Source organism: Alkalihalobacillus sp. TS-13 (assembly GCF_019720915.1).
GTDB lineage: Bacteria > Bacillota > Bacilli > Bacillales > Fictibacillaceae > Pseudalkalibacillus.
Genome location: NZ_JAHKSI010000003.1, coordinates 182,680 through 202,483, shown reverse-complemented (window position 1 = coordinate 202,483; position 19,804 = coordinate 182,680). Strand labels below are relative to the sequence as shown.

Genomic DNA, 19,804 nt, shown 5'->3' with positions numbered 1-19,804 from the left:
ATAAATCAGGCAAATCCAAACCTTAGCGGACACAGGAGACCTTATTCGCTAAAAAACTCCATATTCTTAAAAAATAGAGGACACCAGAGGCGTTATTTGCTGTAATTCATGATAAAACACTATCCTTTAATAATAATACACAATTTTAAAAATTTTTTAATGAATGATCACAAAAGACTACCAATTACGAATAATGGTTTTCTTAACCATTCTGTTAGTGTTTACGAATTTCCGTCCCAATCTTGTAAAGGATGTACTAACTTCGATGTTCGCCACAAGACGTGGGGGTATTTAATCAAAGATCCCTTTATATGTTTTCCTTGCTTGCTCGCCTGTTCCGCTTTCACCGCAGAATATTTAAGATCAAGAAGAAACGCAAGTGATTTCTTGTGTGAAATCGCCTGCGTTTTAACTGTGTATATAGAACCTAGTTGTAAATTGTACCCTTAGTCATCATCACGATCGATTTCTGTTTCAATTACTTTCCCGTCGGTTGCTGAAATCTCTATGTCTGCTTCTCCCTTATCGGCCATCTTGATTTCAATTTCATACACATATTGGCCATCATCTTCATCCAGTTCCACTTCTGTGACTTTTCCAGCCGCCTCTTTTAACGCAATTTTGATGGCTTCATCCTTACCAATCAAATTTTCCTTATCAGCTGAACTCAAATCATCCCGATCGTCATCGTCACCGTCATCCTTTTTAACTGTTAGAACCTTGCCCGTGGAAGCATCGATATGCACTTCATGATCATCTTTACCTTCCACATCGACTTTGTAGACTTGCTGTCCATGCTCTTCTTCAAACTCAACTTCATCCACTTTGCCCTCTACTTCTTTCAGCGCGATTTCCTCCGCTTCAGACAGGGAAATCATCTCACTTTGGGAGCCTTTTTCACCTTCATTTGCAAGCACTACTTTCTTAGTTTCCTGAACTTCGTCATCATCCATCGCTTTCACAGCTCCAACTCCACCGATTGCCAACGTCCCTGCCAATGTAAACATGATGATCTTTTTCTTCATTTCTCATTCCTCCTGTATTTGTTGTACAGTTACATAATATCCACTCAGGATTAGAACAAAAGGAAGAGAACATTAGAAAACGATGAGAATTCAATTAGTACTGCATCGAGGACAAATCGGTGCCTGGCACCGATGTAAACTCCTTGCGCCCCAACACTTTTGAAAGTGTACCTGGCACCGATGTAGGCACCGTGGTAAACCCTAGTCTAGAAAGAGGCTGTTAAGGATGCGATGGTCTCTCAAAAAATCGATGTTTTTATCCGATAATGGAAAAAAACAGAATAATTAAGGGGTTATAGGATGGTATTTATCCATAAAAGGCAGAGGTTGGCCGTAAATAAGGTTAAATGATTGGTCAGCTTATAGGAAATTCTGATTTATCTACAAAAATGAGGTGCGTATCTACAAAAATCCGAAATTATCTTCAAAACACAAAAACCTTCCACTGACTGTCTTCATAAAAAAATATCACGTCTATGTGCTGTGGTAGACCTAAATTTTATACTTCCTTATCTTTCAAAAAAAGGCCGATTAAAAACATCGGTTGAAATTGGATGTTTTAATCGGCCCCTGGATCCTATTCAATTACTTCTACACGTACGTTTTTGCGTCCCCATTTGATTGCATCGTCACGGTTTGGAATGAAGACATCAATTGCATTCCCATTCACTCCACCGCCAGTGTCTGCTGCAATCGCAACGCCATAACCTTCAACTTTCACAAGAGATCCAAGTGGGATCACACTTGGGTCAACAGCGATCACTTTGGCATCCGGATATTTCTTCAAGTCGAGTCCCATTTTCGTTACACCTGAGCATCCATCGCATTCAGCAGTATAAGCTGTGCTTTCAACCGTCAATGCTTTACCAGCAGCTGACCCACGCTTTGATTTATTATCCAAGGCAGATCTTGTGTTAGGTCCTGCGATACCATCAACCACTAGACCTTGTTGCTTCTGAAAACTCTTGACTGCACTCACTGTTCCATTACCATAAATACCATCTAGATTAGAACTGTAATGTCCTGTCTGCTTTAGTTGATATTGAATATGTATAACTTGCTTTCCAATGTTTCCATATCGTAAAACCTTTACCGCATGGTTCGTTTGCGGGCCAGCAATACCATCGACTTTCAGGTTTCGTTTACGTTGAAAGTCTTTGACTGCCTCTACCGTAATATCTCCATAATATCCTGTCGATGTATGATATGGAAATACACCTTTCGTCATCAAGTAATCTTGCAATTCAGCAACATCTGATCCCGATGAACCTTTTCCTAACATGCGATCCCCAAGTGCTGCTTCAGTAAAAGAAGGAGCTGCGAGTAATAACGCACCAACAACAAAAACCATGAACATGGCTCTAAGTCTCGTATTCATATTTACAATAAACCTCCCTAAATTTCTTTGTACACAAAAGAATTCGAGGAGGAATGACATTATTCGTGTATAATAGATCGATTCACAACGTTTGACCCTCATAAATCCATTATCTTGAAATAATGTATTCTATATGATCTATATGAAAAAGGTGGTTATATTACATAATCTATACCAATTCCATGATATATTAAAAATTATCCCAATGTAACGGGTAAGAAAACGGTACACCTTAGACAAAAAGTGAAAAAGCCCTCGTAATGGTTATACTTGATTTCTTCCTTCATGCTAATCCTCATACGTAATCGTCGTTTCACCTGTATATCCGTCAACAAGTACTGTTGCATCTTCATCGTCATTGATTTCTATTTCAATCTCATAAGTGGGTACATCGTTTAGCCGGATGATATCAACATCGTCGATTTCGCCCGGGACAACAGCAAGTGCTTTCTTCTTCGCTTCTTCCTCAGAAATCAACGTCTTCTCTTCTTCTTTCTGGTCCTCGGGTTCTTCCTCTTTCCGATCGAGAATTTCGCCAGATTTCGCGTGTACCGTAACAACCGTCACCCCTGACTTCGTCTTCATTTTGATTTTATAGACTGGCGGATTTTCTTTCTTCGCAAACTGTACATCCTCGACATCACCATCGACATCTTTCAATGCTATTTCCTTCGCTTTTTCCTCATCGATATGTTTTTCTTTCACTTCAAGGATTTCTATGCCTTCAATACGCCGCTCATCTGCATTTATGACAATCTTATAGACCCCTGTTTCTCGGTCAAGGATTATTTGATAGTTCTCTCCGCTCCGTGTAATCTCTTTAATTTCACCAGTATATTTACTTGCGATGAATTCCTCAATTTCATTATCTGCTAAAGGCTGGTCATTCTTAATGGCCAGAATATGCTGTGCTCCAATGATAATGCCTACCACACACACCGCAACGCCTAAGATGACGAAAATGTTCCGTTTCAAGGTTCCGCCCTCCTTTTCCTTTCTTGTATAAAATCAATGCGCTTCTTTCAGCAGGATCGTGACACTCGTTCCGACGCCTTCTTCACTTTGAAGTTCAATTAATCCTTCATGGGCAGAGATGATTTCTTTTGCGATTGAAAGGCCCAGACCGCTTCCACCTGTCTTCCGACTCCTCGCTTTATCAACTCGGAAAAATCGATCGAACACCTTCGCCACGTCCTCTTTTGGAATACCGATACCGTAATCTTTTACCGTAATCGAGGGCTGACCATTTTCATACCCGACGACTACATCAATGTCACGTTCACTGAACTTTTTCGCATTATCAAAAAGAATGAATAACACCTGTTTCAGCTTCTGTTTATCGCCGGCTGCCAAGACAACATTCTGTTCATGAACCACCCTCACATCCTGATCATAAGCCTGCATGAACGATTTGGCCCCGTCTTTACAAAGAGCCACCAGATCAACCTTCTGCCAATCGATTTCCCAATCATTATCATTCCGAGCCAGCAGCAGTAATTGCTCTGTCAGATTACGCATCCGGATCGACTCTGAATGGATCGCTTCAACCGATTCGTCAAATACTTCAGGCTTTTTCGCCCCCCATCTTTTTAAAAGACTTGCGTAGCTCTCGATGATCGTGAGCGGTGTTCTCAATTCATGAGACGCGTTGGAAACGAAGCTTTGTTGTTTTTCCGAGTTCGCTTGCAAGATATCGACCATGCTGTTGAAGGTCGTACCCATCTTATAAAGTTCATCTTTAGACTGATTCTCCAGTTCAATATGTTTGAATGTTTTCTTGCGTTGAATCTCCTCCATCGTGCTTGTCAATTTTTCAATCGGTCGCAAAATCAACTCGCTCAATACTCTAGCTGAAAGAAAAGCCGGGAGGATAGCAAGCAACGTCGCAAGCAGTAGGATCGTCCGAAGGATATCCAAATTCGCCTGAACGCCAGCCATACTTTCTGTGACTTCCAGTGAAACGACCTCCCCATTCGTCCAAATGATTGGAATTGCGACAACCGCATAGGATTTCCCACCAACTTCACGCACTTCCGCAGTTTGTGCTTCCTGGAATATCACTTCGCTTTTCCCGAGTTCATTGGTTTTCGCCTGAGCCAAGATCGGGTTCGAATCCTGATTGATGATCCGGATCATTCCGTCAGTCGGGATGAATGCAGGCAATAATGTACGTGGCGCGATTTCTTGCTCTTTAAGTGCTGCTGCGATCGTTTCCGTCTGGTTGGTCAAACGGTCGAGCTCACCCTCGGTCGTCACTTTGTTGTATAAGTAATAGATCGTTCCGTTGATCAACAATAATATAATAAAAAGGAATATGGTTGAAAAAAGATGTATCTTCTTACGGATGTTCATCTCATTGCTCCTTCATGACGTAACCGACACCCCTGATCGTATGAATCAAAGGCGTTTCTTCATGATCGATTTTTCTACGCAAATAACGGATATAGACATCGACCACATTCGTATCGCCATAATAGTCAAACCCCCAAACGGCTGATAAAATCTGATCCCTGTTCAGGACCTGCTGTTTGTTTTGGAGAAGATACACGAGCAGATCGAATTCCCTGGGTGTCAGTTCCATATTCCTACTTCCACGCTTGACCTCTCTCGTCTTTTCGTTGACCGAGAGATTTCCGAGAACGATTTTCCCCTCTATTTCTTTGCCCTGTCCGGAACCTCTCTTCACTCGTAAGCACGCTCTTACTCTTGCAAGCAGTTCCTCGATTTGAAAAGGTTTCGTGATATAATCGTTTGCGCCCTGATCGAGTCCTGCCACTTTATCCGGTACTGAGTCCCTTGCCGTCAGCAAAATCACCGGGGTATTTTCATCTTTTGTACGGATCCTTCTCAATACTTCTATTCCGTTCAATTCAGGCAGCATCACGTCCAACAAAACGAGATCCCACTGGGCACTCCGGAATTTTTCAAGACCAGCTGAACCATCGTGTGCGGTGTCAACATCATAGCCCTCGAATTCCAACTCAAGCTTGATGACACGGGCAATCTTTTCTTCATCTTCAACGATCAATATTTTCTGATTGTCCATCGTTTCCCACCTAAATATTTTTTACATGATTCTCCTATTTCCATTAACTTAGCTTCATTATACGTTTCCAACATTAAAAAATGGTGAGAAAACACTTAAAACATGATGAATCAGGATAAAAAAAAGACCCCCTGAAGAGGTCTAGACGAAGATAGAAGAAATCAAAATGATGAAACTGCCAAAGACTTTAAAGCTGTTACCCGCTGCCATGATATGTAAAAGTTATCCTGATGTAGGTGTATAGCTATACAGGAAGAACTATGAGCTCATCATCTCCTTAACCAATTTTCGATTCCGTTTTTTAAATACATCATTATGAGAAGAAACCATTGCAACTCCCTCAGCTTCAGGTTGGATGAATTGCTTCGCTTTGTTCACTGCATTCGCCGCATCTTGAAATGTACCCGCAATCAAATTCAACTTACCCTCATGTTTCAAGATATCTCCAGCTGCATAAAGGCCATCAATGGAGGATTCACTGACCGCATTCCCATCAATGAAGAAATCATCTGCAAGCTTAATGTCGATGTCACTATTCTTAATCAATGTAGAATCTTGTTCATAACCATGGTTGATGATCACTTCGTCTATTGCAAGATGAGTTGTAGTACCTGTTTCATGATTGGTCAGTTCAACGCGATCAATGACAGAAGGATCAGGTGCTGCAAGAAGTTTGGTAATGGATGTATTGAAGAAACATTCGATTGAACTGGTTGCAAGCTGCGTGATTTGTGATTCATGACCGTTCAACGCTTCTCTTCTGTACGTGACATATACCTTTTTAGCAACAGGCTCCAGCTCATTCGCCCAATCGATCGCCGAATTCCCACCACCGGAAATGATCACCGTTTTATCTTTAAACCGTTTTAATGACTTCACTGTATAATTCAAATTGGATACTTCAAACCTTTCCGCTCCTTCAATCTGAAGTTTCTGAGGATTCAATATCCCGCTTCCGACTGCAACGATCACGGTTTTAGAAAAATGCTTCTTACCTGACGAAGCATACAAAACGAAAATCCCTTCCTCATCCTGTGTAATCGCCTCTATTTTTTCATCCAAAACAACCGTTGGATTGAAGGTCAAACCTTGCTCTACAAGCTGGTCAATCAGTTTCGCACCTGTAATCGGAGTCAATCCACCGACATCCCATATCATTTTTTCAGGATAGACATGGATTTTACCACCTAATTTCGGCTGGAATTCAATCAGCTTCGTCTTCATCTCCCTAAGTCCACTATAAAATGCTGAATACAGTCCAGCAGGTCCCCCACCAATTATAGTCACATCATATAGTTCTTGCTGATCCATTTCCGACCACCCCATATAACCAACTCCACAATTGATTATCATTCTCATTTAAACATACACTAAATATATTGATTATTCAATATTGGCATGACAAAAAAAGGTTGACATTAGAAATATCTAACTTTATAGTTATTTTGTCAGCGATATTGATAATCATTATCAATGATAAACGCGATTCTCAATCTAATGGGGGTATATGGATGATCCGCTTACATACAACAGACTTGAATATCGGATATGACGAGCGATCGATTGTCAAAAATCTCAGTGTCAAAATTCCAGATAAGAAGATCACTACGATTATCGGACCGAACGGCTGTGGTAAATCGACTTTATTGAAAGCGATCACACGTATCATTTCATACCAATCCGGAAACGTTGTTCTGGACGGTGAGAATATCACGAAGCAAAATACAAAAGAACTTGCGAAAAAAATGGCGATTCTACCACAAACACCTGAAAACGCAAGCGGATTGACAGTGAGTGAACTTGTCTCTTATGGACGTTTCCCCTATCAAAAAGGCTTCGGTCGTCTAACGAAAAGAGATTACGAGATGATTGACTGGGCTCTTGAAGTCACTGGAACGATCGATTTCAAATATCGTCCTGTAGATGCGCTTTCAGGCGGACAACGACAGCGTGTCTGGATTGCAATGGCTCTAGCCCAAGAGACAGACATCATCTTTCTCGATGAACCGACCACCTATCTTGATATGGCCCATCAACTGGAGATTTTGGAATTATTGCAGAACCTCAATATCCAAGAAAAGCGTACGATCATCATGGTCCTTCATGACTTGAACCAGGCAGCCAGATTTGCGGACTACATCATTGCTATGAAAGATGGTGAAATCGTAAAAGCTGGCGACTACGAAACGGTAATCACACGTGATGTCCTTAAAAAAGTATTTCAAATAGATGCTGAAATCGGCAGAGATCCTCGGACAAACAAACCGATGTGCATAACATACAATCTACTAAAAGGAGAAAACAAAAATGAAAAAAGCATTGATACCGCTAGCACTCTTGTTGCTTCTCATGGTTAGTGCCTGCAGTAACGCAGCATCAGAACAAGGTGATAATGATTCAAAAGATAAGAATGATGGGAAATCCAGCACGATAACCTATGAATCTGAAAACGGTCCTGTTGAAGTGCCCGCTGATCCACAACGTGTCATCGTCCTTTCATCCTTCGCAGGAAATGTCATGGCGCTAGACGTCCCTCTTGTTGGTGTCGATGCCTGGTCCAAAGCGAACCCCCGCTATGAAAAAGATTTGAAGGATGTTGAAGAAGTAACTGATGAAGACCTGGAAAAAATCATTGAGCTAGATCCTGATCTTATCATCGGTTTATCCAACATTAAAAATGTCGATAAGCTACAAGAAATCGCTCCTACTGTCACTTATACCTACGGAAAAGTAGATTACCTGACTCAACACATCGAGATCGGAAAACTACTAAATAAAGAAGAAGAAGCAAAAGCATGGGTAGAGGACTTTGAAAAGCGGGCAGAAGCAGCTGGTAAAGAAATCAAAGCTGAAATTGGTGAGGATGCTACCGTGTCCGTCATCGAGAGCTTCGATAAACAGCTTTACGTATTCGGAGATAACTGGGGCCGCGGAACAGAAATCCTTTATCAAGAAATGGGCTTGAAAATGCCTGAAAAAGTGAGGGAAGAAGCGCTTGAACAAGGCTACTATGCACTATCCCCAGAAGTACTACCCGAATTTGCCGGGGATTATATCGTCTTTAGCAAGAATGCGGATGCAGATAATTCGTTCCAAGAAACCGAAACATTTAAAAACATTCCTGCTGTTAAGAACGATCGTGTATTTGAAGTGAATGCGAAGGAATTCTACTTCAACGATCCGATAACACTTGATTATCAACTCGACTACTTTAAAGAAGCGTTTCTTGGCGAGTAATTTTTGAAACAACCAGGGTGACCTATCAGGCTGAATGCCCATCAGGTCACTCTTTTTCACTCTTCTAAACCTATAATAAAAGGCTGTTTTCGTATAGATTGTTGTTTTTGAGTTTGGAAATATACTCGCTTTCCGCGGGCAATCTGCGAGCCTCCTCAGCTCACTTGCACAGGATGTACTGGCTTCGAGGTTCACCACTGGACGTAGTGGATGTTAGTCGAAGATCCTTAATTCGCTTGCGGGGTCTCGCTTAGCTTGCTATCCCGCAGAGTCTCGTAAATTACCACTGTCATAAAAATTCAGCAACTTCCTTAACAACATCCCATTAGCAACAAACCTTTAGAAAACAGCCTAAAAGAAAGATGCGATACATATGAATGAACAGCCAAAAACAATCACTTTCATATATAAATTCATATTGGTGCTTATCCTATTCATCGGTGCATTCATTACCTCAATGGTTTTCGGGGCGGCAGAAACGACCATCAAGGATGTCTGGATGGCACTGACATTCCAAACGACTAACGAGGCAGCATTAATGATAAATGAAATACGGCTTCCTCGTGAAATTGGAGCGATTTTTGTAGGGGCTGCACTTTCTGTATCCGGTGCCATCATGCAAGGATTGACACGGAACCCGCTTGCAGACCCTGGCTTGCTTGGATTAACCGCTGGCGCGAATGCAGCTCTTGCTGTCACCATGGTGTTTATACCGACAGCTAATTATTTCGGAATCATGATCGCTTGTTTCGTCGGCTCAGCGATCGGTGCCATCATGGTCTTCGGTATTGGATCCATGAAAAAAGGCGGCTTTTCCCCGTTTCGAATCGTCTTGGCAGGGGCTGCTGTTTCAGCATTTCTTTTTGCAGTGGCTAATGGGGTAGGAATTTATTTTAAGATTTCTAAAGATGTTTCGATGTGGACCGCCGGGGGATTGATCGGAACATCATGGAGCCAGTTACAGGTCATTGTACCTTTCATTGTACTTGGCATACTCATATCCCTTACTCTTTCAAGACAATTGACGATCCTCAGTTTGAATGAAGAAGTAGCGGTCGGACTTGGACAGAAAATCACACAGATTAAAGCGATCCTTTTTGTCGTCATTATTTTATTAGCCGGAGCCTCTGTCGCCCTTGTTGGAAACATGGCCTTCATCGGATTGATGATTCCTCATATCGTTCGGGCTATCGTTGGGACGGATTATCGTTCCATCCTGCCGATGTCTGCGGTTATTGGCGCAGCGTTCATGCTGTTGGCAGATACCCTTGGGCGTACGATAAATGCTCCGTTCGAAACACCGGTGGCAGCAATTGTCGCGATCATGGGTCTCCCCTTCTTCCTTGTCATAGTTCGTAAAGGAGGGAAAGCATTCACATGATCCATCCCGCATTGATTCGAAAACAAAGATTAACGCTTTTGGTACTGAGCATACTGATTCTGATCACATTCATTATAGGTGTTGGCACTGGGTACGCTGCATTGTCCTATGACCGGCTGCTCCCTACTATTCTAGGACAAGGAACATTTAAAGAAGAATTCATTTTATTTGATATACGCTTGCCCCGAATTTTAATTACGTTACTAGCTGGAATGGCCCTTGCTGTATCCGGATCGATTTTACAAGGAATCACCCGTAATGACCTGGCTGACCCCGGTATCATCGGTATCAATTCAGGGGCAGGTGTGGCGATCGCAATCTTCTTTTTGTTCTTTCCGATTGAAGCAGGTTTTTTTGTCTATATGCTTCCACTTGTGGCATTCATGGGTGCCCTAATGACAGGTTTCCTGCTTTATCTGTGCTCTTACGATAAAAAGACCGGCCTCCAACCAGTTCGGTTAGTATTGATCGGAGTCGGTTTTTCAATGGCGATGTCTGGCATCATGATCGTTCTCATATCTTCGTCAGAACGCACGAAAGTTGATTTTATCGCAAAGTGGCTGGCAGGAAACATTTGGGGAACGGATTGGCCGTTCGTATGGGCGATTCTTCCATGGCTGGTAATCCTCATCCCTTTTACACTCTATAAAGCTAACCGATTGAACATCCTTGGTGTTAGTGAACCTGTAGCAATCGGAGTCGGCGTTTCCATAGAAAAAGAGCGTATCGTCCTGCTTTTAACAGCTATCGCTCTTGCTGCTTCAGCCGTTTCCGTTACTGGGGGCATTGCATTTGTCGGATTGATGGCTCCTCATATCGCTAAAGCTTTGGTGGGTCCTCGTCATCAAATGTTCATACCCGTTGCCGTTCTGATCGGCGGTTGGCTTCTACTGCTTGCAGATACGGTCGGTCGAAACTTAGTCGAATCGAGCGGCATTCCCGCAGGAATCATGGTTGCATTGATCGGAGCACCATATTTCATGTATCTGTTATTGAAAAAATAAGAGAGGCTGTCTTTAGGGCAGCCTCTTTAAGATTTATTTTAACAGATCCGTATTGATGAGAAGGACGACAACACCAACAAGCGCTGCGATTGTATAGCTGATATAACCTACTCTATTAATCTTCTTGTCTATGTTTGCCTTCTTCTGCAGTTCTTTTATATAGTCCATGACAAACCACAGGCTGAACAATATCCCGATCATCATTATATATTTTCCTGTATGGATGAAATGCGCAATTCCTATGAAAGCGAGGACCGCGATGCTGATATTCCCTAGGATGGTATAAGCCAGAAGTTTAGTATTGTTCATGTAATGATCATTCCAATCTATTCTTAGTTGCGTGATCAACTTTTTTGATTTTTCTCCAACGATTCAATATATCAGTGATGCTTATTCCAACCACAACCCAAAGTGCATAATTGTCAAAAGCAAGCCCCACGGACGACTCCCCGCCAAGTATCGTTAAAACCGCGATCAACCCAAGAAGGTAAAGCATCATGCCCATTTGCCATTTGAGGACGCTTAGATCGTCCTGGTTTATTGAGACGCTAAATATCAACGCAATTAAAATGAGCCCAAAAATACCGAATATCACAACATTCCTCGGTATAGCCTCTATTATCGGTAAATCTGGAAAATAATCTAAAACGATCAAGAAGCTGAATAGGGCCAGCATACTGATTTGAACCGTCCTTATATGTTGTTTCTGCATGCTCCTCCCCCTATCTATTCAGATGCTTTTCAATCTGTTTATTATCTTGCAAAATAACCACTTTTTCATCATATGTACTTAAAAGCTCAAGGATTTCCTGTCTGTTTTGATTTTGGTAGGCTGCGTTCCAGACGAACATCTTCCGAAAGATTTTGAACGTCGGTTTATAATTTGCTTTTTCTAGACCAAACTTCTGAAAAATGAACCTTTTGATGATTCTGTAGACCCGTTTTGAATATGGTGTATCCAATAGAATGATGCAATCCGCATTCTGCAAACTTTCTTTAATCCAGGTATGATGAGCACCTTCCAGAATCCATTGTTCTGTGCTGATGATTTCGCCTAACCGTTCATCCCTTTCCTGTTCGGTTCTTCTGACATCACCAAAAGCCGTCCTTCTCCAGACGACATTATCCAGTTCATAGTGCGGGATTTGTAAGCGGTCTGAAAGGACTTTGGCAAGGGTTGTTTTCCCGCTCCCGACAGAGCCGATGATATGAATTCTTTTCATAATAATCAGTCTCGTTTCAGTTCCAAAATTTGATGAGCGTAAAAAGCCCTCGAAGCAGCCATTTTATTGGATAGATGATAAGTTCAGGTACATTTAACAATAAATCCGGCAACCATCTGTCCTTCCTTTTATCCTTAACACGATCCCGCATGTCCCGCTCCCCTTTTTACAGATTATTTGGTTTTTTACGTTCTTCCAGCCTGTTTGGTTTCAAAAGTGAAGATTTTTCTGAGTAAAATCACCATCTGGGGCGAAAATTTCTTACACTCTGGAGACAATCAGTTCACTTCTTAGAATAATCTGTTCACTTCTGGGGTTAATCTATTCACTCTCCACCTCTCCTAACACATAAAAAAATCCCCGAAACAGCGGGTGAGCAGCTGTTTCAGGGACTTTAATCAAAATTCGATCATGAATGTCTTACTTTTATGGAGTGCTTCTTTGTTTTTATAAACGTTGCTTGTCGTTATTTCAATCGACTCTAGGTTTTTCAGCTTCGGTTTTTTCCAATATAAAACCCATCTGTCCAAACCTTTTCTCACCAGATTCAAAATCACCATAGAGCTCCTCTAAATAAAAATCATCTTCATAGCTTTTTTTCTCCCCTTCATTTGTTTCCAACACGGAAACAGGCGAGAAGTTCAATGTTTCATCTGACGTGTTCTCCACTTTGATTTTCAGTTTTACATAATTGAAGTTTGATTCTTTACTCGTAAATCCATGAAAGAAGTCGATTAGATCGGGCGAAGGGGAATAATTCATCAGTTTCGCTTCCTCAAGTGTAACCTTGAAAGGACCTACAGAAATTTGTTCTCCAGAGGTTGAAATAGCTAAAAGCTTCACCTTGCCATCCTCGTCCCGATGGGGTTTCCCCACCTCGGTAAGATCTCGATCATCAACCGCTTGCGGGCTTTCGATGTACACATCCCGTTTCTTCAGTTTCTTCTCATTTTGTTGCTCAGCTTCTGCTTTTTCCTCTGGCGGTGTTTCATGTGACTCGGTTTTAGCGTCATCCTCTGAACAACCTACCAATAATAGACCCACACTGAAAACCGAAAGCCATAGCCGATTCATGTCATTCGTCCTCCTGATCGTTCTGCGTGCAATAGTCACCCCATTGCCAAAGAGACAGCGGCGTGTATCGCAATCTTCTATTCTAGTGTTTCTTATGTGGATGTTTCGCTTTCAGTACTTCAAATAACGTTTGTCCTGTTTCAGTGTTGTCATTCAAGCCACTGAACTTGAACTTCTTTGGTCCATACGCATAGACGTTCACATCAACACCTGTGTGACCACTTGTCGTCCAACCCGTTCCAGAGCGGACATCATAGATATGCTCGATTGCATCATCTACTTTTACGACATCAATGACGCCATTTTCATCGGCTTGTGCCGCTTCTTTCACCGAATTGACTTCCTCTTCAGTGAGGTCAAGGCCTGAGTATTCGTTCAATACTTCCTCCACTTCTGCACCATCAGCGATTTCGGCAGCCATGTAATCCGGCGTACGTTCTGCAGCCTTGATTACATCCGGGTTGAACACGTATTCTCCACCTCGTCCGATAGCAAGTCCTCCAGTAGAATGGTCAGCAGTTGCCACCACGAGGGTATGCTTGTCTTTTTTCGCAAATTCGATCGCATCTTCAAACGCTTTCTCGAAATCAGCCATTTCACTCATTGCACTGACGACATCGTTATCATGCCCCGCCCAGTCGATCTGACTTCCTTCCACCATAAGGAAGAATCCGTCTTTGTCATCCTTCAATTTTCCAAGAGCGGTGTTCGTCATTTCGCTTAAAGAAGGCGTTTCTTCATCCCGGTCGATCATTTTATCAAGGCCTTTTGGTGCAAAGAGACCTAGAATTTGATCATTATTGTCCTTCAGCATATCTTCTTTTGTAGTTACATAACTGTATCCATCAGCCTGGAACTCTTCTGCTAGATTCCGGTCTTCACGAACGAAATAAGAAGTTCCACCGCCTAGCATGACATCGACTTTATGTTCGCCATCGATTATTTCATCATAATAATCATCTGCGATGGCGTTGTAGTTATTCCTTGATTCATCATGTGCTCCGAATGAAGCCGGAGTCGCATGGTTGATTTGCGAAGTGGCGACAAGGCCAGTCGCTTTGCCCTGCTCCTTCGCTTCCTCAAGGATCGTTTTTACATTTTCTTTTTCCATATCAACAGAAATTGCACCGTTATAAGTCTTGATTCCAGCAGCCATTGAGGTCGCTGTCGCTGCAGAGTCCGGGATGTTTTCTTTCACATCGCCTTCTCCACCATTAAAATATGGATCCCATGAATAAGTAGATTGCGTGCCGACTAAGTATTGGTCAAACGCTGTAGGTTCCATGTTTTTAGTAGATTGATCATCCTTTAAGTACCGGTACATGGTGGTATATGAAGGTCCCATTCCATCCCCGATCAGGAAGATGACGTTCTTGATTTCAGATTTCTTCCTGTCCGGTTTTGCTTCAACAGAAGAAGTAGCTGCATAACTACCAATGACAAGTGAGGTAATCGCCGCAATAGGCGCCAGTGTTTTTAAGAATCTTTTCCTTAACATTATGTATCCTCCCCTGTGGATATTTTTTCAAAATAATGTAAACGAGTGCATTCTTACGTACCCCTAGTAAAGCATAACTTCTATCAGTTTTGGAGGATGCAAGGTAATTTGATAGATAGGGACTAGATAAAAAGTTTTAATTACTTAATAGATTTAAATATATTAGGATAAAGTTTCTAGACATTCAATTCTCATAAAGAGGAAATTTATCACACTTAAAAAAGTAGGAGCACGACGAAAAGAGACTGTCCTAAAAAAGTGTCAGACACTTTTGGGACAGCCCCCTGTTAACACGAAATGTATAGATGAATTAATTTTGTCCAGATAAATTGGATTCTTGTCCAGATGTTTCCGAATTTTGTCCAGAAACTTTCGATTTATGTTCAGATATTTCGGGTTTTTGTCCAGTAAACCTCTTTACTCTTAATTTACTACTTCAAATTCGACCTCACCGAAATGATCAAAGGCGGCACGGTATTTTCCAACCTCTAGTGGAAATGGGCTGAAGAAGGTGCCAGAAGAAATGGTCATTCCTTTTTTCAAGCTTTTACCTTGTGAAGCTAACATTTCTTTCAGCCAGACAACGGCATTCAATGGGTTATCCAATACATAAGCAGACGGTCCTTCAGCCACTTCTTCGCCATCGTGATAAACCTTGACAGAGAGGTTGTCCAACGGGATTGCAGGTGTCACTTTTATCGGTTCACCCACAACCACTTTACCGGTGACTGCGTTATCGGCGATCAACTCACCAATCGAGATTTTTGGAAACCAATCTGCAATACGGCAATCCGGTATTTCAAAACCAGGTGCAATAAGAGAATTTTCAAGGATTTCTGCTGAATTCGCGGATGGCGGAATGTCCTCTCTAATTATAAACATCAGCTCGGCTTCGACAAGCGGATCGAAGAACTCTCTTTTGCTCAACACACCATCTTTCAACACCGTTTGATCCGTTAATGTACCATAGACAGGCGCATCGGTATGGAAAACCTTTTGCAGGCCTTTATTCGTCAAACTGATCTTATACCCTTTCACGGGATCAGCCTCGTCACCGCTCCAACGTTGAATAAATTCATCTTGAACCTCATATAGCGCTTCTTCTGTTGAATAGCCTTCTGTATCGAGGGAAGAAAGCTGCTTTTTCTCCTCATGGGCCTTCAGCAATGATGTAACGATTTCTTCTGTTTTAGTCATGTTGATAGTTGCACCCTTTCAATTCTATAGGAGTAATGGTTATGGACACACAAATATAAAGGAAAAACACCACTAATTGTGGTGCTGATATATTTTAACACATTACCTTATTTAAAAAGTTCAACCGGGAATAAGATTACTTCCGGGATATAAGTGATGATCAAAAGTATTATGATCAGAATTGCAATTTGCGGGAATAAATATTTAAACATTTTCGGTACACCTATTTTCGCAATTGAAGACGTCACAAACAAACATACCCCTAATGGAGGAGTGACCATACCGATTGTGAGGTTGACGGCTAAAATAATACCGAAATGGACTGGATCAATACCGCCAGCTAATACCAGTGGTAAGAACAACGGTGTGAAAATTGAGACAGCACTGATAGTATCAATAAATGTTCCTGCAATTAACAAGACGATATTAATAATAAGTAACAATAAAATCGGGTTCTCTGAAACATTCCCCATCATCTCAATTAATTGATTCGGGATTCGGTTGAACGATAAGAACCAGATAAAAAGTGAAGCACTTCCGATCAAAAATACAATCGCTGCCGTTGTCTTTGCAGTTTCAAGCATGATTGGCCATAGGTCTTTTAAAGAGATTTCTCTATATACAAACATCCCGATGATTAAGGCATAAACGACCGCTATGACACCAGATTCAGTTGGGGTGAATACCCCTGAAACAATCCCCCCGATGATAATGACCGGCATGATCAAAGCGAGTATAGCATCCTTAGCACCAATTGCCACCTCTTTTAATGTTGCTCTTCGATCACTCGAACGGTATCCTTCTTTTTTCCCTACGTAATAACTGTAAGCCATAAGACCAATACCCATTAACAAACCAGGAATGACCCCAGCTATAAAGAGATCCCCGATAGAGACACTTGCGATTACTCCATATAAAATCAAGACAATACTTGGCGGGATGATCGGTCCGATTGTTGCCGATGTCGCCACTAAACTTGATGAAAACCTGACATCATATCCCTCTTTGTTCATAGCTGGGATCATCATGCCGCCAATCGCTGCAGCTGCAGCTATCGCCGTCCCAGTCAATGCAGAAAAGAACACGCTCGCAAGAACCACGACCATAGCTAAACCTCCTGGAAGTGGGCCTACAAGTGTTTTGGAAAAATTGATCAAGCGCTTCGAAATACCGCCCTTGGACATGATTTCGCCAGCTAAGATAAACAACGGTACAGCTACTAGAGTGAAATTATTTACCCCGCTGAACACTTTTCTCGGAACATTTATAAGCAGCCCAGGATCTGCTAGGAAAATCCCAAGAATAGAAATGAACCCTAGTGCGAAGGCAATCGGGATTCGTATGAGTATTAATAGAAACAATAGTACAACTAGCCAAATCATGTAAACACCTTCTTAATATGGTAATAGATCATAAATAGGGCACTCAATGGTACGGCTAGATATACATAAGCTTTCTGTATAGGTAATATCCCAAGAATCTGCCCTGATGCAAAATTATCCATCACCAGAAGATAACCGAAGTAAAGAAGGACCACGATTACGATCCCTACAACGATGAATTCAATAATCTCCAGAATTTTAGATAAAAGTTTTGGTGCATTTTCCATCATATCCACTGTCAGATGATCCCGATTTCTGATAGCTAGCGCGGCACCAAACAAGACACTATAGACAAAACTGATCATTAACGCTTCCTGTGACCAGCTCAGAGGCTGTTTCAAAACGTAACGAAATATGACTTGTAAAAAAGTGATCACTACAGTAGCTGACAAACAGATTGTAATGATTACTTCAAGCAGTTTCCCTAGAAAGGCATCTATTTTATTGAAGACCATACAGCCTCCCCCTTTCTTAAATTAATAGGGGATTGACTCACAAGAACCTGACTTGGGGTGCCGGGTACATTGTTCAAGAGTCATCCCCTACAGTAATTATTGTTTGATTTTATTGATCAAATCTTCAGGTACCTGTGAACTAACAGCGTTTTTTACGTCCTTAGTCGCTTCACGGAATGCATCACGGTCTGGTTTAGTAATGGTTACCCCATTTTCTTCAAGTTTATTTTGGATTTCCTGTTCTTTTTCAGCTAATGTTTCTCTATGGTATTTTGTAGTTTCTGAAACTGCCTCTTGTACAAGCTTTTGTTGGTCTTCATTAAGCTTGTCCCAAGCATTATTGCTCATAACGACAACTGCGGGAGAATAGGTATGTGCTGTCAATGCTACATATTTTTGAACCTCATAAAATTTCATAGAGTCGATGGTAGGCAATGGGTTTTCTTGCCCGTCTACCACACCTTGATCAAGCGCAGAGTATAATTCATTGAAGTCAACAGGAGTCGGACTTGCTCCAAGGGCTTTCATATGAGCTTCCCAAACAGGAGCTGGTTGCACACGTACTTTTAATCCTTTTACATCATCAGGTGTTTTGATTTCTTTTTTATTGTTCGTTAAATGTCTGAAACCAACTTCCCAATAGCCAAGCCCTTTCATATTTTGGTCATCAACTAGACTCAACAGCTCTTTTCCAACTTCACCATCCAATGTGCTATAAACATGTTCCGCATCGTTAAATAGATACGGGATTCCGAAAACATTCATTTCAGGAACTGTATTTGCAAAAGAACTATCTGCTGCAACAGTGGTCATATCCACAGATCCATCCATTACCTGTTCAATTACATCAGCTTCACTTCCAAGGGTTGCATTCCCATGGATTTCTACTTTTACAGAACCCTCGGATTTCTCTTCAACTAACTCTTTAAATTTTTCAGCTGCAATATGATATTGATGTGATTCAGAACCTGAGTGGGCAAGCTTAAGCGTTATACTGTCACCTTCGCTTCCTCCTCCAGAACAAGCTGTCGCAACGACAAGCAACAAAGCAAACAAGCTGACTGCCATTAACTTTTTAACCTTCATAATCGTTTCCTCCCCTTATAACTCTTTTTTATATAATTGAGGTACCCTGCTTGTGAAAATAGGTACATCAGTTCTAACCTTCTTAACCTTCTCTAAATCGAGCACAATCGTTAGGGATTCTTCCTCTTCGACACTACCTTTTATCAATACATCTCCCCACGGGTCAGTCACCATTGAGGTACCGCTGAATTCGACACCGTCATAGGAGCCGATCCGATTACAGGACAGCACGTACATCTGGTTTTCAATAGCCCTCGACTTTTGAAGGGTCACCCAGTGATTTCGGCGTGCTAAAGGCCATTCTGCGACGATGAATAAGATTTGGGCACCTTCGATGGCTAACGAACGGATAAGCTCAGGGAACCGCAAGTCATAACAAATAATGACGCCCATCTTAACACCATCAAGTTCAAAGACTTCAGCCGCTTTTTCTCCTCCAGTCAGGAAGTTTGGCTCATCCAGCATCGGTACAAGATGTACTTTATCGTACTGATATACCTGCTCTCCTTTACGGTTGAAAACGAAAGATGAATTGTAGATTTTTCCATCTAATTGATTCGCAACTGAACCTCCAATTATATTAATCTCATATTTTGCTGCTAATTCCATTAAAAAGCTACACGTAGGTTCACCATTACGATCAGCTAACCCATCTAATTCATCCAAAGTATAAGCAGTCGTCCACATTTCTGGCAGGACAACCGTATCAGGGGCATTTTCATTCACTTCTTTCTCAATCCACGCCTTGACTTTTTGCCTGTTTCTTTCCGGGTCTCCTGGGATAATATCCATCTGGTATAGAGAAAACTTCATCCTTA

The 19,804-nt window shown here is 41.7% G+C and carries 21 protein-coding genes; 4 read left to right on the top strand and 17 right to left on the bottom strand.

The window, feature by feature from the left end; all coding sequences use genetic code 11:
* Positions 1 to 446: 446 nt before the first annotated feature.
* From KOL94_RS20055 to KOL94_RS20030, 6 genes are all read right to left on the bottom strand, one after another.
* Positions 447 to 1,025: a PepSY domain-containing protein gene (locus tag KOL94_RS20055; RefSeq protein ID WP_221568445.1), complete on the bottom strand. Its 579-nt coding sequence runs from the start codon at positions 1,023 to 1,025 to the stop codon at positions 447 to 449.
* Between the two features lie 577 nt (positions 1,026 to 1,602).
* Positions 1,603 to 2,403, bottom strand: coding sequence for a peptidoglycan-binding protein (locus KOL94_RS20050; protein WP_221568444.1), 801 nt, complete (start codon positions 2,401 to 2,403; stop codon positions 1,603 to 1,605).
* A 288-nt stretch (positions 2,404 to 2,691) separates the two neighbouring features.
* Complete coding sequence (locus KOL94_RS20045; protein WP_221568443.1) at positions 2,692 to 3,378, bottom strand: PepSY domain-containing protein; 687 nt, start codon at positions 3,376 to 3,378, stop codon at positions 2,692 to 2,694.
* A gap of 33 nt (positions 3,379 to 3,411) precedes the next feature.
* Positions 3,412 to 4,755, bottom strand: a complete 1,344-nt coding sequence (locus KOL94_RS20040) for a HAMP domain-containing sensor histidine kinase (RefSeq protein ID WP_221568442.1) — start codon at positions 4,753 to 4,755, stop codon at positions 3,412 to 3,414.
* Position 4,756: 1 nt separating this feature from the next.
* Positions 4,757 to 5,449, bottom strand: a complete 693-nt coding sequence (locus KOL94_RS20035; protein ID WP_221568441.1) for a response regulator transcription factor — start codon at positions 5,447 to 5,449, stop codon at positions 4,757 to 4,759.
* A gap of 258 nt (positions 5,450 to 5,707) precedes the next feature.
* Positions 5,708 to 6,760: an NAD(P)/FAD-dependent oxidoreductase gene (locus KOL94_RS20030; protein ID WP_221568440.1), complete on the bottom strand. Its 1,053-nt coding sequence runs from the start codon at positions 6,758 to 6,760 to the stop codon at positions 5,708 to 5,710.
* Between the two features lie 200 nt (positions 6,761 to 6,960).
* On the opposite strand from KOL94_RS20030, the gene KOL94_RS20025 reads away from it, so the two are divergent.
* From KOL94_RS20025 to KOL94_RS20010, 4 genes are all read left to right on the top strand, one after another.
* Positions 6,961 to 7,806 carry an ABC transporter ATP-binding protein gene (locus KOL94_RS20025; protein ID WP_221568439.1) on the top strand — a complete coding sequence of 282 codons (846 nt, stop codon included), beginning with the start codon at positions 6,961 to 6,963 and terminating at the stop codon, positions 7,804 to 7,806.
* On the top strand, positions 7,757 to 8,686 hold the full coding sequence (locus KOL94_RS20020; protein WP_221568438.1) for an iron-hydroxamate ABC transporter substrate-binding protein: 930 nt from the start codon (positions 7,757 to 7,759) through the stop codon (positions 8,684 to 8,686). The genes KOL94_RS20025 and KOL94_RS20020 overlap by 50 nt, the downstream gene beginning before the upstream one ends.
* 373 nt (positions 8,687 to 9,059) lie before the next feature.
* Complete coding sequence (locus tag KOL94_RS20015; RefSeq protein ID WP_221568437.1) at positions 9,060 to 10,067, top strand: FecCD family ABC transporter permease; 1,008 nt, start codon at positions 9,060 to 9,062, stop codon at positions 10,065 to 10,067.
* Entirely contained in the window at positions 10,064 to 11,071 is a 1,008-nt protein-coding gene (locus tag KOL94_RS20010) for a FecCD family ABC transporter permease (protein WP_221568436.1), read from the top strand. Before KOL94_RS20015 ends, KOL94_RS20010 begins: the two co-directional genes overlap by 4 nt.
* A gap of 33 nt (positions 11,072 to 11,104) precedes the next feature.
* Here KOL94_RS20010 and KOL94_RS20005 read toward each other — a convergent pair whose 3' ends face one another.
* The 11 genes from KOL94_RS20005 to KOL94_RS19960 form a co-directional block, all read right to left on the bottom strand.
* Positions 11,105 to 11,380 carry a hypothetical protein gene (locus KOL94_RS20005; RefSeq protein ID WP_221568435.1) on the bottom strand — a complete coding sequence of 92 codons (276 nt, stop codon included), beginning with the start codon at positions 11,378 to 11,380 and terminating at the stop codon, positions 11,105 to 11,107.
* Between the two features lie 7 nt (positions 11,381 to 11,387).
* Positions 11,388 to 11,783, bottom strand: a complete 396-nt coding sequence (locus KOL94_RS20000; protein ID WP_221568434.1) for a hypothetical protein — start codon at positions 11,781 to 11,783, stop codon at positions 11,388 to 11,390.
* 10 nt (positions 11,784 to 11,793) lie between these two features.
* Positions 11,794 to 12,294, bottom strand: a complete 501-nt coding sequence (locus KOL94_RS19995; protein ID WP_221568433.1) for a P-loop NTPase family protein — start codon at positions 12,292 to 12,294, stop codon at positions 11,794 to 11,796.
* A gap of 16 nt (positions 12,295 to 12,310) precedes the next feature.
* Positions 12,311 to 12,445, bottom strand: a complete 135-nt coding sequence (locus tag KOL94_RS25415) for a hypothetical protein (RefSeq protein ID WP_260412556.1) — start codon at positions 12,443 to 12,445, stop codon at positions 12,311 to 12,313.
* 320 nt (positions 12,446 to 12,765) lie between these two features.
* Positions 12,766 to 13,368: a DUF4352 domain-containing protein gene (locus KOL94_RS19990; RefSeq protein WP_221568432.1), complete on the bottom strand. Its 603-nt coding sequence runs from the start codon at positions 13,366 to 13,368 to the stop codon at positions 12,766 to 12,768.
* An 82-nt stretch (positions 13,369 to 13,450) separates the two neighbouring features.
* Entirely contained in the window at positions 13,451 to 14,866 is a 1,416-nt protein-coding gene (locus KOL94_RS19985; protein WP_221568431.1) for an alkaline phosphatase, read from the bottom strand.
* A gap of 423 nt (positions 14,867 to 15,289) precedes the next feature.
* A complete protein-coding gene (locus tag KOL94_RS19980; protein ID WP_221568430.1) occupies positions 15,290 to 16,063 on the bottom strand; it encodes a 2-keto-4-pentenoate hydratase in 774 nt (257 codons plus the stop codon).
* Between the two features lie 107 nt (positions 16,064 to 16,170).
* Positions 16,171 to 17,445: a TRAP transporter large permease gene (locus tag KOL94_RS19975; RefSeq protein WP_221568429.1), complete on the bottom strand. Its 1,275-nt coding sequence runs from the start codon at positions 17,443 to 17,445 to the stop codon at positions 16,171 to 16,173.
* Positions 17,442 to 17,900, bottom strand: a complete 459-nt coding sequence (locus KOL94_RS19970; protein WP_221568428.1) for a TRAP transporter small permease — start codon at positions 17,898 to 17,900, stop codon at positions 17,442 to 17,444. Before KOL94_RS19970 ends, KOL94_RS19975 begins: the two co-directional genes overlap by 4 nt.
* Positions 17,901 to 17,996: 96 nt before the next feature.
* The gene (locus KOL94_RS19965) at positions 17,997 to 18,986 is read right to left on the bottom strand and encodes a TRAP transporter substrate-binding protein (protein WP_221568427.1); all 990 of its coding nucleotides are present in this window, start codon (positions 18,984 to 18,986) and stop codon (positions 17,997 to 17,999) included.
* Positions 18,987 to 19,001: 15 nt separating this feature from the next.
* On the bottom strand, positions 19,002 to 19,799 hold the full coding sequence (locus KOL94_RS19960) for a carbon-nitrogen family hydrolase (RefSeq protein WP_221568426.1): 798 nt from the start codon (positions 19,797 to 19,799) through the stop codon (positions 19,002 to 19,004).
* Between the last annotated feature and the right edge of the window lie 5 nt (positions 19,800 to 19,804).